We start from the raw sequence: 15,936 nt of genomic DNA, 5'->3' as shown, positions 1-15,936 counted from the left end.
GGCTCCCTGTTAGAAATTAAACCCTCAAACACAAAACAGGTCTGACTGAGTATCGGGCTTCGCGCTATTTTGCACGCTTACCCACCTGCCTTGCCGAATCAGGTTCACTTTCGTTGTGTACCTCTAACTTCCTATGGCTTCCTTCAGACCCTATCGTTGGCCAACAGCGCCCTTGCCATTCGGATTATCTTCCCCTCAGTCAGGGTGATTCAGGTTTCTTTCAACCTGACGGGTTTGCCAGCTTCGCTGGGCAAACAAAAAAGCCCCGCGTAATACGCGGGGCAATCAAGCACACTCAACTTGGAACACACTTTTAGCTGAAAACATACTTCCTACGTTTTAGCTAACTGCATTAATTTAGTGTGTTTAGCCCTTCGTTAGTTCAATAATTTTTTCATTCGCATCGGCAAAAGCGCTATTCGCTTGCTCTTCACCCATGTTAAGTCCTTCAGCATAAACGAAATTTACATCGCTGATCCCGATGAAATTTAAAAAATGTTTTAAATATGGTGTTTGTGTATCAAAGTCTGAACCAGCGTAAACACCACCACGGGCTGCAAAAACCGTGGCTGATTTATTCTCTAACAAGCCTACAGGGCCTGTCTCTGTATATTTAAAAGTAATACCAGCCCTTGCGATACGGTCGAAGTAGGCCTTAAGGCTAGAAGGAATGCCAAAGTTATACATAGGTACTGCAAGTACAATTTCGTCCGCCGCTTTCACTGCTTCAACAATATTGTCAGAAATTTTTGCCAATGCATGTTGAGACTCGTTCCTTTCAGATGCATCCGTCATCCACGCCTGCATTTCTTCGCCAGTTAAATGCGGCAGCGCCAGTGAAGCAACATCCACGCGGTTGATGCGCACGCTATCGTCGTTCTCAATTTTTAATAGATACTCGTTGGCGAGTTTAGATGAGTTGCCCTCTGTACCGTTAAGGCTAGAAAAAATCGCTAGTACTGTCTTCATGCAGACCTCCAATATCTGTTATCTCGAAAGGACTCATATATTAGGCCAACCAGCTTGGATGAAAATATTAAAATTAAGGAGGCTTTGTTCTATTTTATAGAACAAAGCCTAGACATGTAAACAATATGAAAACATTACATTGCGTTAATGTTGCAAGGAGGTTGATCTTCTCTATTTCGCTTTGCGTAATCGAGTTTGCCACAACACAATTAAGAGGATACGAAATATGAGAAGGACCAAAGCACTCCTTGCTTGTTCAATACTACCACTGTTTTTATTCGGTTGCTCAGATGACGACGACGATGTGGTTCAAGAGCCCACTCCAGAATTTGCCAATGTTAGGGTTGTTCACGCCGCATCGGATGCCCCCATGGTTAACGTTACCGCAAATGATGCCATATTAAACAGCCTTGAAAATGTAGACTACCAAGTCGCTTCTTCCCGTTTTAGAGTGGAAACGGGTACCTACGACATTGGTGTAACCGGCATTCTTCCAGGTGAAAACGCTGAAGTTTTACAAGCCAATGTAACGCTAGAAGCAGACATGAATTACGACATCTTTGCTGTTGGTAATGTAGCAGATGAATCGCTTTCGCTTCTCACGGTAACAAGCACCGAAACAGCCGTTGAAGCCGGTAATGCGCAAGTTCAGATTGTACATGCAGCATCTATGGCACCGACGGTCGACATTTATGTTACTGCCCCCGATACAGACATCACTGCGGAACAACCACTTGTCACTGCTGAATTTACTGATTCTACAGACTTGATTCAGGTTCCAGCAGGAGATTACCAAATTCGTATTACACCAGCAGGTGAAACCTCGGTGGTGTACGATTCAGGCACGGTTAATCTCGCCGATGGTGCAGACTTGCTTATCGCAGCTACTAACAATGTAGGTACGGGGGAATCACCCGTTACGCTGCTTGCAGCAGATGGTGATGGCAGCTTTAAAATATGGGACACAGAAGCGGGTGCAGCGATTCGCGTGGTCCATGGTATCAGCGACGCGCCAGCGGTTGATGTAATTGCTAATAATGAAATTGTGTTGGTAGACGGCATCCAATTCCCTCGTACAACCGATTATCTTTCTGTTGCTGCCGGCGATTATTTAATTGATGTAGTAGCGGATAGCGATAGTAGTGTTGTGGCAATTGACGATGCAGAATTATCGCTAGAAGTCGGCATGTCGTATACCGCTATCGCAAATAATACTCTAGCAGCGCCAGAGTTAGACGTACTGCTTGATATGCCACGTTCTGTTGCAACTGAAGTAAAAGTGCGAATTATTCATGCTTCACCCTCTGCTGGAAACGTTGATATTTATGTGACAGCGGATGGCGAAATTGATGCCATTGACCCCACCTTTGCAGATATAGCCTATGATACAGGCGAGCTTGTTGAAACAGGGTATGTTAGCTTAGCTGAAGGCGACTATGTGGTAACTGTAACCCCCACCGGTACAAAAACCGCTGCTATCGAAACGGGTGTACTATCACTAGTAAACGGTGAGATATACACGGCAATCGCACTTGATGGCGCGATGGAAGGTGATTTACCGCAGTTAGCGTTACTTGATGGTCTAGCACCACCCCCACCAGCGTTTAATGCTGATATGACTTACAACGTTAGTTTAAGTGGAGCGCAAGAGGTACCTGCTGTTGATACCATGTCTACTGCAACGGCAGTCGTTGAGATTGACGAGGATCTACCTGCATTTAGCGTAAGTGTAGATGTTTCCGGTTTAACCGAAGTTACTGGCGTTCACGTTCACGATGGGGGCATTGGTATGAACGGCCCTGTTGCTTTCCCACTGACCGATGCTGGAAATGGTACCTATGTTTTAGCTGAAACTACCATTTCACCGAGTAACCTAGATGCGCTGACTAGCGGTGAGTGGTATCTAAACGTTCATACCACAGCTAATCCAAGTGGCGAAGTGCGTGGCCAAATTGTCCCTGACACTACAACGGTAGTGACATTCTCGCTAAGCGGCAGTCAAGAAGTACCAGCGGTAGATACTATGGCTATGGGCTCTGGCTATGCCCTTTTCGATACGACCAACAATAATGTTTCTCTTGTGGCGGTTACCACTATCGATAACGCCACAATGGCACACATTCACACTGGCTTTGCTGGAGTAAATGGTCCTGTGCTAGAAGCGTTGGTGGAAAGTGACGAAACAGCTGGCGTTTGGATGACGGACGGAAGCGTAATGCTTGACGAAGCTACAGCTACGCAATTACTTTCAGGAGGTCACTATGTGAATGTACACACTGCGGCATTCACTGGCGGTGAAATTCGAGGCCAGATCACGCCTGACAATATCGAAGTGTACGGCATCATTGCCGATGGCTTACAAGAAGTTCCGGCCGTTACTACAACAGCAAGCGGCGCGGGTGCATTCACGCTGAACACATCCACAGGTGCACTATCTGGTAGCGTAACCATTACAGGTATGACGGCCAACATGGCGCACATCCACGAAGGTGAAGCGGGTGTAAACGGTGGTGTATTACTGGGGCTTACTGACGGTACAGATGGTATGTGGTCGGTGCCAGCTAATACAACGCTAACCTCTGAGCAAATGGGTGTTATGGCTGACGGAGGTCTTTACACAAACTTCCACTCAGATGCATTCCCAAGCGGTGAAATTCGCGGTCAAATTACCCTAGGTTTTGATTAGACAGAGGCCAGTCAAACGTATTGCTTTAATTATATTGAACGCAATTAGTACAAAATAAAAAAGGGGCGAAAGCCCCTTCTTCTGTACTTTAACTCAGCAAAACATTGTCTAAATCGTGTTTAGCGCTGCTTCAAAATCCGCAATCAGATCCTGAGTGTCTTCAATACCTACTGAAATACGTAACATGGTATCGGAAATACCCATAAGCTCACGTTCTTCTGCCGTGTTCTCGAAATAAATAGTAGGTGCAACAGGTAGTGCGAGGGTGCGATTATCGCCTAAGTGGGTGGCGCAGATTACCAGCTCCATCTCGTTTAAAAACGCCACAGGGTTAGCGCCTTCAATCAAATCAAAGCTCAATATCGCACCGTAGCCACCGTTTAGATACTCGCGCGCCATGAAATGCTGAGGATGATCGGCAAGACCAGGATAAAATACCTTAGACACTTTTGGATGGTTATCTAAAAACGTAGCGAGTTCCATGGCATTGTGCTGGCTGCGAGTTAAGCGCAAATCAAGGGTTTCCATGCCAAGAGCGATGGCCGTAGCTGATTGCGGTGCCAATGTAGCACCTAAATCGCGCAAGCCTTTCTTTTTGATCTGGGTAATACCCCACTGTGCAGTATCTGCCACCTGATAAGCAGGCTTGAGGTTGTCAAACTTTGTCCAGTCGAAGTTGCCAGTGTCAACCACTGCTCCACCTAACACATTACCGTGACCTGCAATGTATTTGGTTAATGAGCAAAACACCAGTGATGCCTTAACGTCTTTTGCGTAGAAAACTGGTGGCGGGGTCATGGTGTTATCAACCATAAACAGCACGTGCTTTTCTTCACAAAACTGACCGATAGCGTGAAGGTCAGCCACTTGGGTTACCGGGTTCGCCACGGTTTCTGAGTATACGCCCTTTGTGTTCGGCTGGTACGCTTCTTTTACTTGCTGAATATCAGTAACGTCTGTGTAGGTTACTTGCACACCAAAGTCTTTGATGGTCTCAAAAAAACTGCGGGTATTTCCAAACAAGTACTGGCTTACTATTAAATGATCGCCTGACTTAAGCAACGCAAACAAGGTGCTGCTTATAGCAGCCATTCCCGTTGCATAGCATAGCGCACCTACGCCACCTTCAAGTTCACAAAGCATGTTTTGAAGCGCAGCAACTGACGGTGAAGATGAGCGAGAATAGACGTGAGCAGCACGTTTTCCTTGAAAGGCGTCTATGATGCCCTGAGCATCTTTAAACTCGAAAAGCACTGAATTAGATGTACTGCTATGGACACCACCATGTTCTGGTGTATTTAGCATGCGATCAGCATGAACCTGACGGGTTGTGAATCCCAATTTTGTCACGGGTGAAGCTCCGAAAATAGATGATTGCGACTTAGCCTAGTACGTTACTTAAACAGTACTCACTGCTTCTTACGAAACAGCTATGGCTTTGTAATGCAGTTTTTAGGATATTTTGCGCAAACATTATCATAAAACGTATAAATAGTTTGCATTTGTTCATCTATATTAGTCACATTCTGAATAATTGGCCCTAAAACGATAGTCTTTTCCGCATAATCTAGCCCAATAACTTGAATGGGAATATTGGCTTGCTTCGCAATATGCATAAACCCTGTTTTCCATGGATATACAGGGCTTCTAGTCCCTTCTGGTGCAAGCGCTAGAACAAGATGGTCTGCTTGCGCAATTTGATGAGCTATAGTGGTAACCACGCCGTGGGCTTTGCTTCTTTCAATAGGAATACCGCCCAGCCTTCTTACCACTGCGCCAAGCGGACCTCTGAAAATGGTATGTTTTCCGAAGAAGTTAATATTAAGCTTAAAAGAAAACACTACGCACAGGCCAATAAAGAAGTCCCAGTTAGACGTATGCGGTGCCACTGCCAAAATCGCCTTGTTTTGATTGATTAACTCACCTTCAACTTTCCAGCCCCTTTTCGTAAGAAGCCACGCAGCAAATTGTGAAAGCCAATTAGGCCATTTTCGAGGAATATTTTCTCCTACATTTACCTTTCCTATTGCACGTCCTTCTATGCTACTTTTCGTAAATTCTGTCATTATTATTCTCATTACTACTTCTAAGCGAAGGGTAATCAATATGCTAATGTAACGCAATTGTTAACGGTATTTGTTATTTGCTTGAAATCAGACATATTTAAGGAAGAGCATGTGTATTCTTTTTATCGCTAATAAAATGCGAGACGATTACCCGCTTATTATTGCGGCCAATAGGGATGAGTTTTACGCGCGGCCTACTTCCCCTTCACATTTTTGGAATAGCTACCCACACTTACTTGCAGGGCAGGATTTAGAGGCTAACGGCACCTGGATGGGCGTTACACGTAATGGCACCATGGCAGCGCTTACCAATGTAAGAGCCCCCAATAGCATAAATAAAAAATGCGGTGTCTCGCGGCGAATTAGTCGCTAACTGGTTGAAGCAAGACCAGGTTGACGCAACGCACTGTGCTCAATCACAATATTTAAAGACGCTGGAAAATACGCGCCATCAATACAATGGCTATAATTTGTTATTTGGTAATGTAAAGGCGCTTCAGGTTTACAACAATGTAAACAATTCGACCCATCCAATCGATACCGGCGTGTATGGTTTGTCTAACGCTGATATTGCTACACCTTGGCCAAAAGTGACCCAAGGCGTTACCGCATTGAACGATTATGTTGCGAATAAGAGCAGCATTATTGATGACGACTTATTTGATATTTTGCGTTGTGACAACAAAGCTAACGACGCGCAGCTACCCGACACTGGCATAGGCTACGAATGGGAAAAGGCGTTATCCTCCATTTTTATTCAAACTGAAAAATATGGCACTCGCACCTCTACGCTACTATTAGTCGATAAAAACAATACTATTTCATGGAAAGAGCGTCGTTTCTCAGATAAGGGCGAGGTGCTAGAAACCCGTGCCTTTTCTTTTTCAATTTAGGGTATTTCTGAAATGAAACTTTCGTTTACGTTTTCCTTAGCCGAATAATTGAAATATTTTCAACCTTTAGGGGTCGTTTTTTCTACCATCGGTGGCATAATGCCTGCCTGCTAACTTTTGCACACCAACGTAACGTGAGGACATATCGTGTTTGAAGTATTACCCCATCTCGCCCCAGATCCAATTCTTGGCCTGTCAGCTGCTTTTCGTGAAGACACCAACCCAAATAAAATCGATTTAGGTGTTGGCGTATATAAAGATGAGCAAGGTAATACCCCTATTCTTTCAAGTGTTGCTAAAGCACAACAAGTGCTTTTAGACACCGAAACCAGCAAAACCTATATCACGCCTCAGGGTAATCAAGGTTTTATTGATGGCATGTTGTCTTTGCTTTTAGGTAAGAATAGTCCAGTACTTCTTGCAGACCGCGTTGCGGCGGTTCAAGCGCCTGGTGGTTGTGGTGCGCTGCGTATTCTTTCAGAACTGCTAGTTCGTTGTAATGAAAATGGCAAGGTATGGGTAAGCGACCCTACATGGGCTAACCATATTCCACTTATTGGCTCTGCTGGCCTTAAAATTGAAACCTATCCGTACTTCGATAAAGCGTCTGCAAGCATTCGTTTCGACGCTATGATGGAAACTCTTCGCAAAACTGAAAAAGGCGATATCGTTCTTCTTCACGGTTGCTGTCACAACCCAACAGGTGCAGATCTTACTAATGCACAATGGGATGAAGTACTCGAAGTCGCGAAAGAGCGTGAGTTCTTACCATTTATTGATGTGGCTTACCTTGGTTTTGGTGAAGGTTTAGACGAAGACGCCTACGGCATGCGTTTGTTGGTCGAAAATCTTCCAGAAGTAATTGTAGCGGCCTCTTGCTCTAAAAACTTCGGTCTTTACCGCGAGCGCGTTGGATTAGCGGCCATCATTACTGAAGACTCAGCAACCCGTAAAATTGCGCAGGGTCAAATTCAGTCAATCGCACGTGGCATCTACTCTATGCCACCAAGCTACGGTGGTGCATTGGTAGACATCATTCTTGCTGACGAAGCACTGAACAACGAATGGGTATCTGAAGTGAACGAAATGCGCGACCGCATGAAGTCTCTACGAGCCATGCTTGTTCAAAACCTTCACGACAATGGTTCACCGAAAGACTTTAGCTTTGTGAACGATCAAAAAGGTATGTTCTCGTTCTTGTGTATTACACCTGAGCAAGTGCGCGAAGTGCGTGAAAAGCACAGCGTGTACTTTGTTGATTCTAGCCGTGTAAACATTGCAGGCATCAACCAAGAAAACGTTGAAACACTAGCGAAAGCGTTGGTATCAGTGCTTTAAGCGTTAGCCAACGTTTTTAAAAATTCAGAAGGCAGAGTTTAAACTCTGCCTTTTTTGTTTTGTCTCTTCTCCTCACTCCCCTGCGACGAAAGGCTTATAAACGCTTTAAACGACGTCTCGTTACACTTGCTAACAAATTTGTGTTGCACGCCCGGTGCTTTTTCATAGGGCGAACAGGAAATAATCGTTACACTATAACAATGTTGACGTATACGTTAACTTGGTATGTATTAAGTTTGGTTTATAACAATTAGATTAACGACAAGAACAAGGAACACCCATGTCAAAAGTAAGTGTATTTTGTATTTCTGCCGCGTTGCTCGGCACGGCAATGCAGGTAGGTGCTAAGGAAGGCATGTTCACGCCAGAGCAACTCCCTTCAATTGCTGGCGATTTAAAAGAAACCGGTTTGGAAATTCCTGCAAGTAGTATTAACGACTTAACCGCGTTTCCAATGGGCGCTATTGTGTCGCTTGGTGGTTGTTCAGCATCGTTTGTGTCTGACAAAGGCTTAGCGGTAACCAATCACCACTGTGCCCGCGGTTCAGTGCAATACAACAGCACACCAGAAAACAACTACTTAAAAGATGGCTTCTTAGCAAAAGAAATTGGTGACGAACTGCCAGCAGCACCAGGCACTCGCATGTTTGTTACGGTGGATTTTTCTGACGTAACCGACAAAGTTGTTGGCGGTATCAATGATGACGTTCAAGGGCGCGAGCGCTACGACCTTATCGAGGCAAACCGTAAAGCGCTAATTGCAGAATGTGAGTCAGAAGCAGGCTTTCGCTGCTCTGTTCCGTCATTCTTCCAAGGCCTTGAATACAAGCTTATTAAGCAAATGGAAATCCGTGACGTGCGTATTGCTTATGCGCCCGCTGATTCTATCGGTAAATACGGCGGCGATGTAGATAACTGGATGTGGCCTCGCCACACCGGTGATTTCTCTTTCTATCGCGCTTACGTAGGTAAAGACGGTAAACCCGCTGATTACAGTGAAGACAACGTGCCGTTTGAACCCGATCACTTCCTTAAAGTTTCGGCAGCGGGCCTTGAAGACGGCGACTTTGTAATGGCGGCGGGTTACCCTGGCTCAACGAATCGCTATGCGCGTTTGTCGCAAGTTTCGTACATGTTTGACTGGTTATACCCTACCTACCTTGAACTGGTAGACGAATGGATTAAAACCATTGAAACCTCGTCAGAAGAAGGTAGCGATGCTCGTATTAAATATGAAGCAACACTTGCAGGCTTGAATAACTTTCATAAAAACACATTAGGTCAGCTTTCTGGCGCTAAGCGTGTTGGGCTTGTTCCTCGCCGCGCCGAGCGTGAAGAGCAACTGGCAGCATGGCTTGATAAAAATGGTAAGAGTGAACTAAAACAAGCCCTTGCCGATCTTGATGCGGTTAGCGCAGAACAAATGCAGATGAACAAGCAAAACTTCTGGTACAACAACCTAAGTCGTGCACAACTGTTGTCATCCGCGCAAACCTTATATCGCAACGCAATTGAAAGGGAAAAGCCAGATGCAGAGCGTGAACGTGGGTATCAAGAGCGCGATCAAATTCGTCTTAAAGAAAGCGCAGAGCGCATAGAGCGCCGCTTCGACGCTGTGGTAGATCAAGCCGTGTGGCAAAAGATGATCAGCATGTACCTAGAGCAGCCTGAAGAAAACCGAGTTGCGGCTTTCGATAAAGCAGTAGGCATTGACGGTAGTACTGACAGCAAAACGCTTCATAATAAGTTAAGAGCGTTTTATGACAACACGTCACTGAACAATACTGAAGAGCGTTTGAAGTGGTTAACCGCAAGCCGCGAAGCGTTTGAGAAGAGCAACGACCCATTCATCAAACTAGCAGTTGCATTATTCGATACTGAAATGGCTATTGAAGATAAAAGTAAAACGCTTAGCGGTAAAGCTGCTGCGCTTCGCCCTAAATACATGAGCGCGATTATCGAATGGCAAAAGTCTTTGGGCAGCCTTGCTTACCCGGATGCAAACAGCACGCTTCGAGTAACTTACGGTAACGTGATGGGCGGTTCGCCAAAAGACGGACTTATTTACGAGCCGTTTACCCGTCTTGAAGGCATTACTGAAAAAGATACCGGCGAAACACCGTTTGATTCACCGAAAAAGCAGCTTGAGCTTATTAAAGATAAGCAATATGGTCCGTACAAACTTGAAGATATCAATAGCGTACCGGTAAACTTCCTAACGGACTTAGATTCTACAGGCGGTAACTCAGGCTCTGCAACGCTTAATGCAAAAGCAGAACTAATCGGTTTGTTGTTTGACGGTACGTTTGAAAGCGTTAACTCAGATTGGGACTTTGATCCGAAAACAACCCGCACCATTCATGTAGACACGCGCTACATGCTATGGGTAATGGAGTACGTTGACGGTGCAACAAACCTGATCGAAGAAATGACCATCGTAAAATAATTACTAAAACCAAATGGAGTCAGAGTACATTTTTGTCAATGTAAAAGTACTCTGACCCCATCATTAGAGGCGAAATGTACTCTGACCCCATTATTTTATTTGAGGGCGCGGAGGCCTTGGGTTAGGAGGCGATCTAGTGCATTAGCGAAGTTTTGTTTATCGCGCTGGGAGAACGCCTTTGGACCGCCAGTGTGTTCGCCACTTGAACGCATGGTGTCCATGAAGTCTCGCATACCCAGTATTTGCTTAATTGACGACTTGTCGTATTCCTCACCACGGTTGTTTAACGCAAGCGCATTTTTCCCTAGTACATCAGCAGCTAAAGGAATGTCGTTGGTGATGACTAAATCACCCGCCTCGCACTTCTCTACAATGTAATCGTCAGCTGCATCGAAGCCAGAAGGCACCTGTGTAAGGGTTATGTGCTTGTCTGGTGGAACAGACATAGAATGGTTAGCCACCAAAGATAAAGGCAGCTTGGTACGCCTAGCTGCCTTAAAAAGTATATCTTTGATCACTGCAGGGCACGCATCGGCGTCAACCCATATATGCATGGTCGTATCTCGTAATTGTCTCTATTTACGCTAGCATACCACCATCTACAACCACTGTCGTGCCCGTGGTATAGCTTGATGCATCTGATACTAAATACAACACCGTGCCCGCCATTTCATCTGGATCGGCTACGCGGCCCAGCGGAATTACTTTAAGCGCATGCTTAAGTATTTGTTCATTGGTAGTAAGCGCAGATGCAAATTTGGTGTCAGTTAAACCAGGTAATAAGGCATTCACTCGAATATTTAGGCTACCGCACTCTTTTGCAAACGACTTAGTCATGCTGATAACCGCAGCTTTGGTGATTGAATAAATACCCTGCATATCGCCTGGTGTTACACCATTTACTGAAGCGGTATTGAGTATGACGCCACCGCCCTGCTCTTTCATCATTTTACCCGCTTCAATCGACATGAAGAAGTAGCCGCGAATATTTACATCTACTGTTTTATTGTAGGCACCAAGGTCGGTATCCAGAATATGACCAAAGTACGGATTTGCCGCAGCGTTATTCACAAGAATGTCCAATTTACCGAAATCTCGTTTAATCGCATCAAACGCTTCGGTAATTTGCTCCATCTCACCCACGTGACAAGCCAATGCCGTTGCTTTGCCGCCCGCATCGCGAATTGAAGAAGCAACCGCCTCACAACCGTCTATTTTACGGCTAGATACAATAACGTGCGCGCCGTACTGAGCAAGTAAACGCGCAATAGATTCACCAATACCGCGACTAGCGCCAGTAACTAGTGCCACTTTTCCTGTTAAATCGAACAAGTCTTTCATTAAATATTCCTTCTCTTGCTGTTTTCGAGCAAACTATGCAGATTGTGATTTATTCTCTTCTTGCATAGTTTCGTAATCGTTTTTAAGGCTTATATAGATAAGGTACATAACCTTTTATATTGCCCCTACGCTTAGTGGTAGCGCCATAGTGAAGCTTATGCCAGCATGCCCCCATCCAATACAACCGACTGGCCCGTCATAAACGATGATTCATCGCTACACAACCAGGCAACCGCATTTGCAATTTCTTCTGGCTTACCTAGCCGCTTCATCGGGTTTGCGCCAATCAGACCTTTTTGACCACGCTCATCGAGTTTTGACAGCACACCCTGCACCATAGGGGTATCTACAAAACTGGGGCAAACAGCGTTAATGCGAATATTGGCACGCGCATATTCCACTGCCGCTGATTTGGTTAACCCAATGACACCGTGTTTTGATGCACTGTACGCGCTGATCATAGGCGCAGAGCGAAGCCCAGCAACGGAAGCGATATTAATGATGTGTCCACCACCTGTTGCTGTCATATGCTTCAACGCATTTTTCATGCAGTACCATACCCCCGCTAAATTCACCTGAATATTTTTCATAAACATAGCGTCATCGACTTCGGTGAGCGGTGCTGGAAAATGATCGATACCCGCATTATTGATGATCACGTCTATTTTATCGGTGCGAGATAACGCCGTATCGAACATGGCCTTAACCTGGCTAGGTTCAGTAACATCTACCGCTACGGCGTACGCCTTACCACCAGCCTGTTCAATTTCGCTTGCCAACGAATTCGCGTTGTCTTCATTTAAATCGGCAATACCCACTAAGGCCCCACGAGCACTTAAAACCCGGGCGGAAGCAGCCCCTATACCAGAGCCACCACCGGTGATAAGAATATGTTTACCTTCAACATTTGCAGCTACGTTCATGTAATGAACTCCAAAAAATGTACTTCAATTCAATGACTGGCTAAGCAACAATGAATGTAATGCTTGCCGCCTGATGCTATAGCATCTTTCCCTTTTAAGGCTTATCTCAATTTAGAAATAGCTCGCTTTAACGTTATTACATGTGGCGTCTTGTGACGTGAGTACTTCGATGTCGCGACTAACCAGCGGCAGTTCCCAATTTAAAAAATACTCGGCGGCTGCTAACTTGCCTTCGTAAAAGTCAACGTCTTGTTCGCCTGCCCCTCTCGCGAGTGCTTGTTCGGCAACATTCGCTTGGCGCAGCCAAATCCAGCTCACTACACAACTTGAGAATATATTTAAAAAGCAGCTTGCGTTAGTAAGCAATACCGGTTGTTTGTCTGAACGCAAATCGGTGGCAGCTTGTTGAATAAGTGCCCCTAGCTTGTCTAGGTAAGGCTTTAGCTTAGCGGCAAGTGTCTGTGCACGTGGCGTTTCTGCACGCTTCATGTCGCCCGTTACACGAGAAAGCAACGCCTCTAGCCCCTTACCGTCGTGTTGCCACAATTTTCGACCAAGCAGGTCAAGTGCTTGAATACCATTAGTCCCCTCGTGAATGGGGTTTAAGCGGTTGTCACGCCAGCATTGCTCAACAGGGTATTCACGGGTATAACCCGCGCCCCCCAAAATCTGAATAGCTAAGTCATTCGCTTTAGGACCAAACTCTGATGGCCAGGCTTTAAACACCGGCGTTAATAAGTCTAACAGCTGGGAAAGCTCGGTACGCTTTTCACTATCCGTCTCGGTTTCCATTTTGTCTATCAGCATGCTGCCATACAGGCAAAGCGACATACCACCTTCACAGTAGGCTTTTTGCGCGAGTAACATTCGGCGCACGTCGCCATGATTGATAATAGGTGACGGGTCATCTTCTGGCGCTAAGTTAGGAGCAGCACGGCCTTGGGTGCGATCTTTTGCGTATTCCAATGAATAGCGGTACCCGCGATACCCTATCATGGCAGCACCGTAGCCCACGCCAATACGCGCTTCGTTCATCATCATGAACATATAACGCAAACCTTGATGAGGCTCGCCAATAAGATAGCCGTGGCAATCTCCGTTTTCGCCAAACGTAAGTGCCGTAGATGTAGTACCGCGGTAGCCCATTTTGTGAATAAGGCCCGCAAGGGTAACATCATTGCGCACACCTGGATTTCCGTCTGCATCTAAACGGTATTTAGGTACAGCGAAAAGTGAAATACCTTTCACGCCTGCAGGACCACCTGGTATCTTCGCCAGCACCAAATGCACGATATTGTCAGATAGCTCATGCTCACCGCCTGAAATATAAATCTTGCTACCTTTGATGCGGTAAGTACCGTCATCTTGCGGTTTGGCTGAAGTGCGGATATCAGCAAGTGAAGAACCCGCGTGAGGCTCTGTCAATGCCATGGTTCCTGTGAAGTCACCTGTAAGCATCTTTGGCAGGAACGCATTTTTGATATCGCTAGAAGCAAAATGCTTAATGACGTTTGCAGCCGCTGCGGTTAGAAACGGATAAGCTGTAGATGATGGGTTAGCCGCTAAAAAGAAACCCGCACAGGCATTCATTACCGTAACGGGTAGCTGCATGCCGCCGTCTTCAAAATCAAAGTGACCGGCAATGAAACCAGATTCACGGTACGTATCAAACGCGACTTTAACCTCATCGATCATCGAAACCTTTGAACCATCAAACGTAGGCTCATTTTTATCAGCCACCGCATTGTGAGGAAGAAATAGCTCTTCAGCCATTTTCTCAGCCATATCAATAACAGCGTTGAATGTTTCTACGTTATGTTCTTCAAAGCGTGACTTTTCGCAGAGCGATGCGGTATTTAATACCTCATACAATTGGAATTGCATTTCACGGCGAGGAATAAGTTGATCGGCCATGGTGTTTTGTCCTTCACGAATACTTGTTAACACATTGTGTCATATTCGTTATCATGCCATTATTGTCAATAATGACACAATAATGGTTAATGCCGCCAACAATAACTCAGACTTATTTTTTAAAATAACTCTAATTACTTTTATGAATAGCACCAGGTTCACTGTTACCGTATTAGGCTTCGACCAAGCCCTTGCCTCAGCCATCACTGGCGCGCTTGATGTCTTCGCTTTTGCTGGCATCAGTTGGCAGCGTATTCACAAACTTTCCCCTTCTCCACAGTTTAGGGTGCAGTTGGCAAGCCACCACGGCCAGCCTTTTATGTGTTCGAACCAAATCATGTTACAACCCAACATCGCCATTGAGGATGTATCACACACCGATATCCTTCTTATTCCCACTATTGGCGGGAATATCGACGAAGTACTGAGAGATACACAGCCTCTACTCGTACATATAAAACGTTTGCAAAAAGTAGGCGCTGACATTGCGGCGAACTGCACAGGAACATTTTTACTCGCCCAGACAGGTCTTTTAACGAACAAAACCGCAACTACTCACTGGGGCTACGCTGACAAGTTCAAATCTATGTACCCGAACGTTAATTTACAGCCAGACAAAATGGTAACGGAAGACAATGCGGTTTATTGTGCAGGGGGTGGGATGGCATGGATAGACTTATCCACGCAATTAATTGAACGTTACTGCGGGCACCAAATTGCAAGTGATACCGCTAAATCACATGTGCTAGATGTGTCTAGAACAAGCCAAACGATTTACGCGAGCAGCAGGCAGCGCCGGCTTCATGCTGACAAAGACATCATGGAAATTCAGTCGTATTTAGAGAAAAACGTGCGCAGCAAAACCACGCTTGCAGAATTAGCCAAGAAACACAATATGACTGAGCGCACAATGATCCGCCGATTCAAAAACGCCTGTGATATTACACCTGGTCAGTACTTACAAGCACTACGTATTGAACAAGCTCGCAAACTGTTAGAAACATCTACTATGCCGCTAGAAAACTTAATAAACGCTGTAGGTTACGAAGATTTAAGTTCCTTCACTCGCTTGTTTAAGAATACGACGGGGCTCTCTCCGTCACAATACCGCATAAAATTTAACCGCAGCTAATACAGGCTGTGTTTATGGCCTGATAACTGTGCACTAATAAAAACCATAGTTGTCTCTCATTGCTTTACCTCAGTGCAATAAATATTCATCGATATATTCACTGCTGCTAATGTTGTGCATTAAGGGGGCAAAAGTTTGTAAAGTTGCACAAATTTGAAGTTTTTATTGCAAACTTTGTGTAAAATGCAACGCCAAGCATAGATTGTTAATTTTTGTGCTAAAAACACT

General features: G+C 45.3%; 11 protein-coding genes and 1 pseudogene. 5 read left to right on the top strand and 7 right to left on the bottom strand.

All coding sequences use genetic code 11. The features are described 5' to 3' along the window. Nucleotides 1-366 precede the first annotated feature (366 nt). Nucleotides 367-969: an FMN-dependent NADH-azoreductase gene (locus tag ACX5J7_RS16005; protein ID WP_012519162.1), complete on the bottom strand. Its 603-nt coding sequence runs from the start codon at nt 967-969 to the stop codon at nt 367-369. Between the two features lie 226 nt (nt 970-1,195). Here ACX5J7_RS16005 and ACX5J7_RS16000 point away from each other — a divergent pair, with 226 nt between their 5' ends. Then, nucleotides 1,196-3,655 (top strand): CHRD domain-containing protein, encoded by a 2,460-nt coding sequence (locus tag ACX5J7_RS16000; RefSeq protein ID WP_498707501.1) that lies wholly within the window; start codon nt 1,196-1,198, stop codon nt 3,653-3,655. Between the two features lie 108 nt (nt 3,656-3,763). On the opposite strand, the gene ACX5J7_RS15995 is transcribed toward ACX5J7_RS16000, so the two are convergent. After that, the gene (locus ACX5J7_RS15995) at nt 3,764-5,005 is read right to left on the bottom strand and encodes a cystathionine gamma-synthase family protein (RefSeq protein WP_462836020.1); all 1,242 of its coding nucleotides are present in this window, start codon (nt 5,003-5,005) and stop codon (nt 3,764-3,766) included. Between the two features lie 80 nt (nt 5,006-5,085). Further along, nucleotides 5,086-5,721, bottom strand: coding sequence for a 1-acyl-sn-glycerol-3-phosphate acyltransferase (locus tag ACX5J7_RS15990; RefSeq protein WP_498707500.1), 636 nt, complete (start codon nt 5,719-5,721; stop codon nt 5,086-5,088). A gap of 109 nt (nt 5,722-5,830) precedes the next feature. On the opposite strand from ACX5J7_RS15990, the pseudogene ACX5J7_RS15985 reads away from it, so the two are divergent. From ACX5J7_RS15985 to ACX5J7_RS15975, 3 genes and pseudogenes are all read left to right on the top strand, one after another. Continuing rightward, a pseudogene (locus tag ACX5J7_RS15985) lies at nt 5,831-6,506 on the top strand (NRDE family protein); the annotation flags it as partial. 255 nt (nt 6,507-6,761) lie between these two features. Next, entirely contained in the window at nt 6,762-7,952 is a 1,191-nt protein-coding gene (locus tag ACX5J7_RS15980) for an amino acid aminotransferase (protein WP_020743737.1), read from the top strand. A 280-nt stretch (nt 7,953-8,232) separates the two neighbouring features. Next, the gene (locus tag ACX5J7_RS15975; protein WP_485165309.1) at nt 8,233-10,398 is read left to right on the top strand and encodes a S46 family peptidase; all 2,166 of its coding nucleotides are present in this window, start codon (nt 8,233-8,235) and stop codon (nt 10,396-10,398) included. A gap of 95 nt (nt 10,399-10,493) precedes the next feature. Here ACX5J7_RS15975 and ACX5J7_RS15970 read toward each other — a convergent pair whose 3' ends face one another. From ACX5J7_RS15970 to ACX5J7_RS15955, 4 genes are all read right to left on the bottom strand, one after another. Then, on the bottom strand, nt 10,494-10,952 hold the full coding sequence (locus ACX5J7_RS15970; RefSeq protein WP_012519169.1) for a YaiI/YqxD family protein: 459 nt from the start codon (nt 10,950-10,952) through the stop codon (nt 10,494-10,496). A 25-nt stretch (nt 10,953-10,977) separates the two neighbouring features. Next, entirely contained in the window at nt 10,978-11,739 is a 762-nt protein-coding gene (locus ACX5J7_RS15965) for an SDR family oxidoreductase (protein WP_012519170.1), read from the bottom strand. A 155-nt stretch (nt 11,740-11,894) separates the two neighbouring features. Next, on the bottom strand, nt 11,895-12,662 hold the full coding sequence (locus ACX5J7_RS15960; protein ID WP_287150011.1) for an SDR family NAD(P)-dependent oxidoreductase: 768 nt from the start codon (nt 12,660-12,662) through the stop codon (nt 11,895-11,897). A 111-nt stretch (nt 12,663-12,773) separates the two neighbouring features. Next, entirely contained in the window at nt 12,774-14,576 is a 1,803-nt protein-coding gene (locus ACX5J7_RS15955; protein WP_278383656.1) for an acyl-CoA dehydrogenase, read from the bottom strand. 142 nt (nt 14,577-14,718) lie between these two features. Between ACX5J7_RS15955 and ACX5J7_RS15950 the strand changes: the two genes are divergently transcribed. Beyond that, nucleotides 14,719-15,708 (top strand): GlxA family transcriptional regulator, encoded by a 990-nt coding sequence (locus tag ACX5J7_RS15950; protein WP_498707499.1) that lies wholly within the window; start codon nt 14,719-14,721, stop codon nt 15,706-15,708. The last annotated feature ends 228 nt before the right edge of the window (nt 15,709-15,936 follow it).

This window comes from Alteromonas infernus, from assembly GCF_902705815.1.
This window is presented reverse-complemented; position numbering and strand designations above follow the sequence as displayed.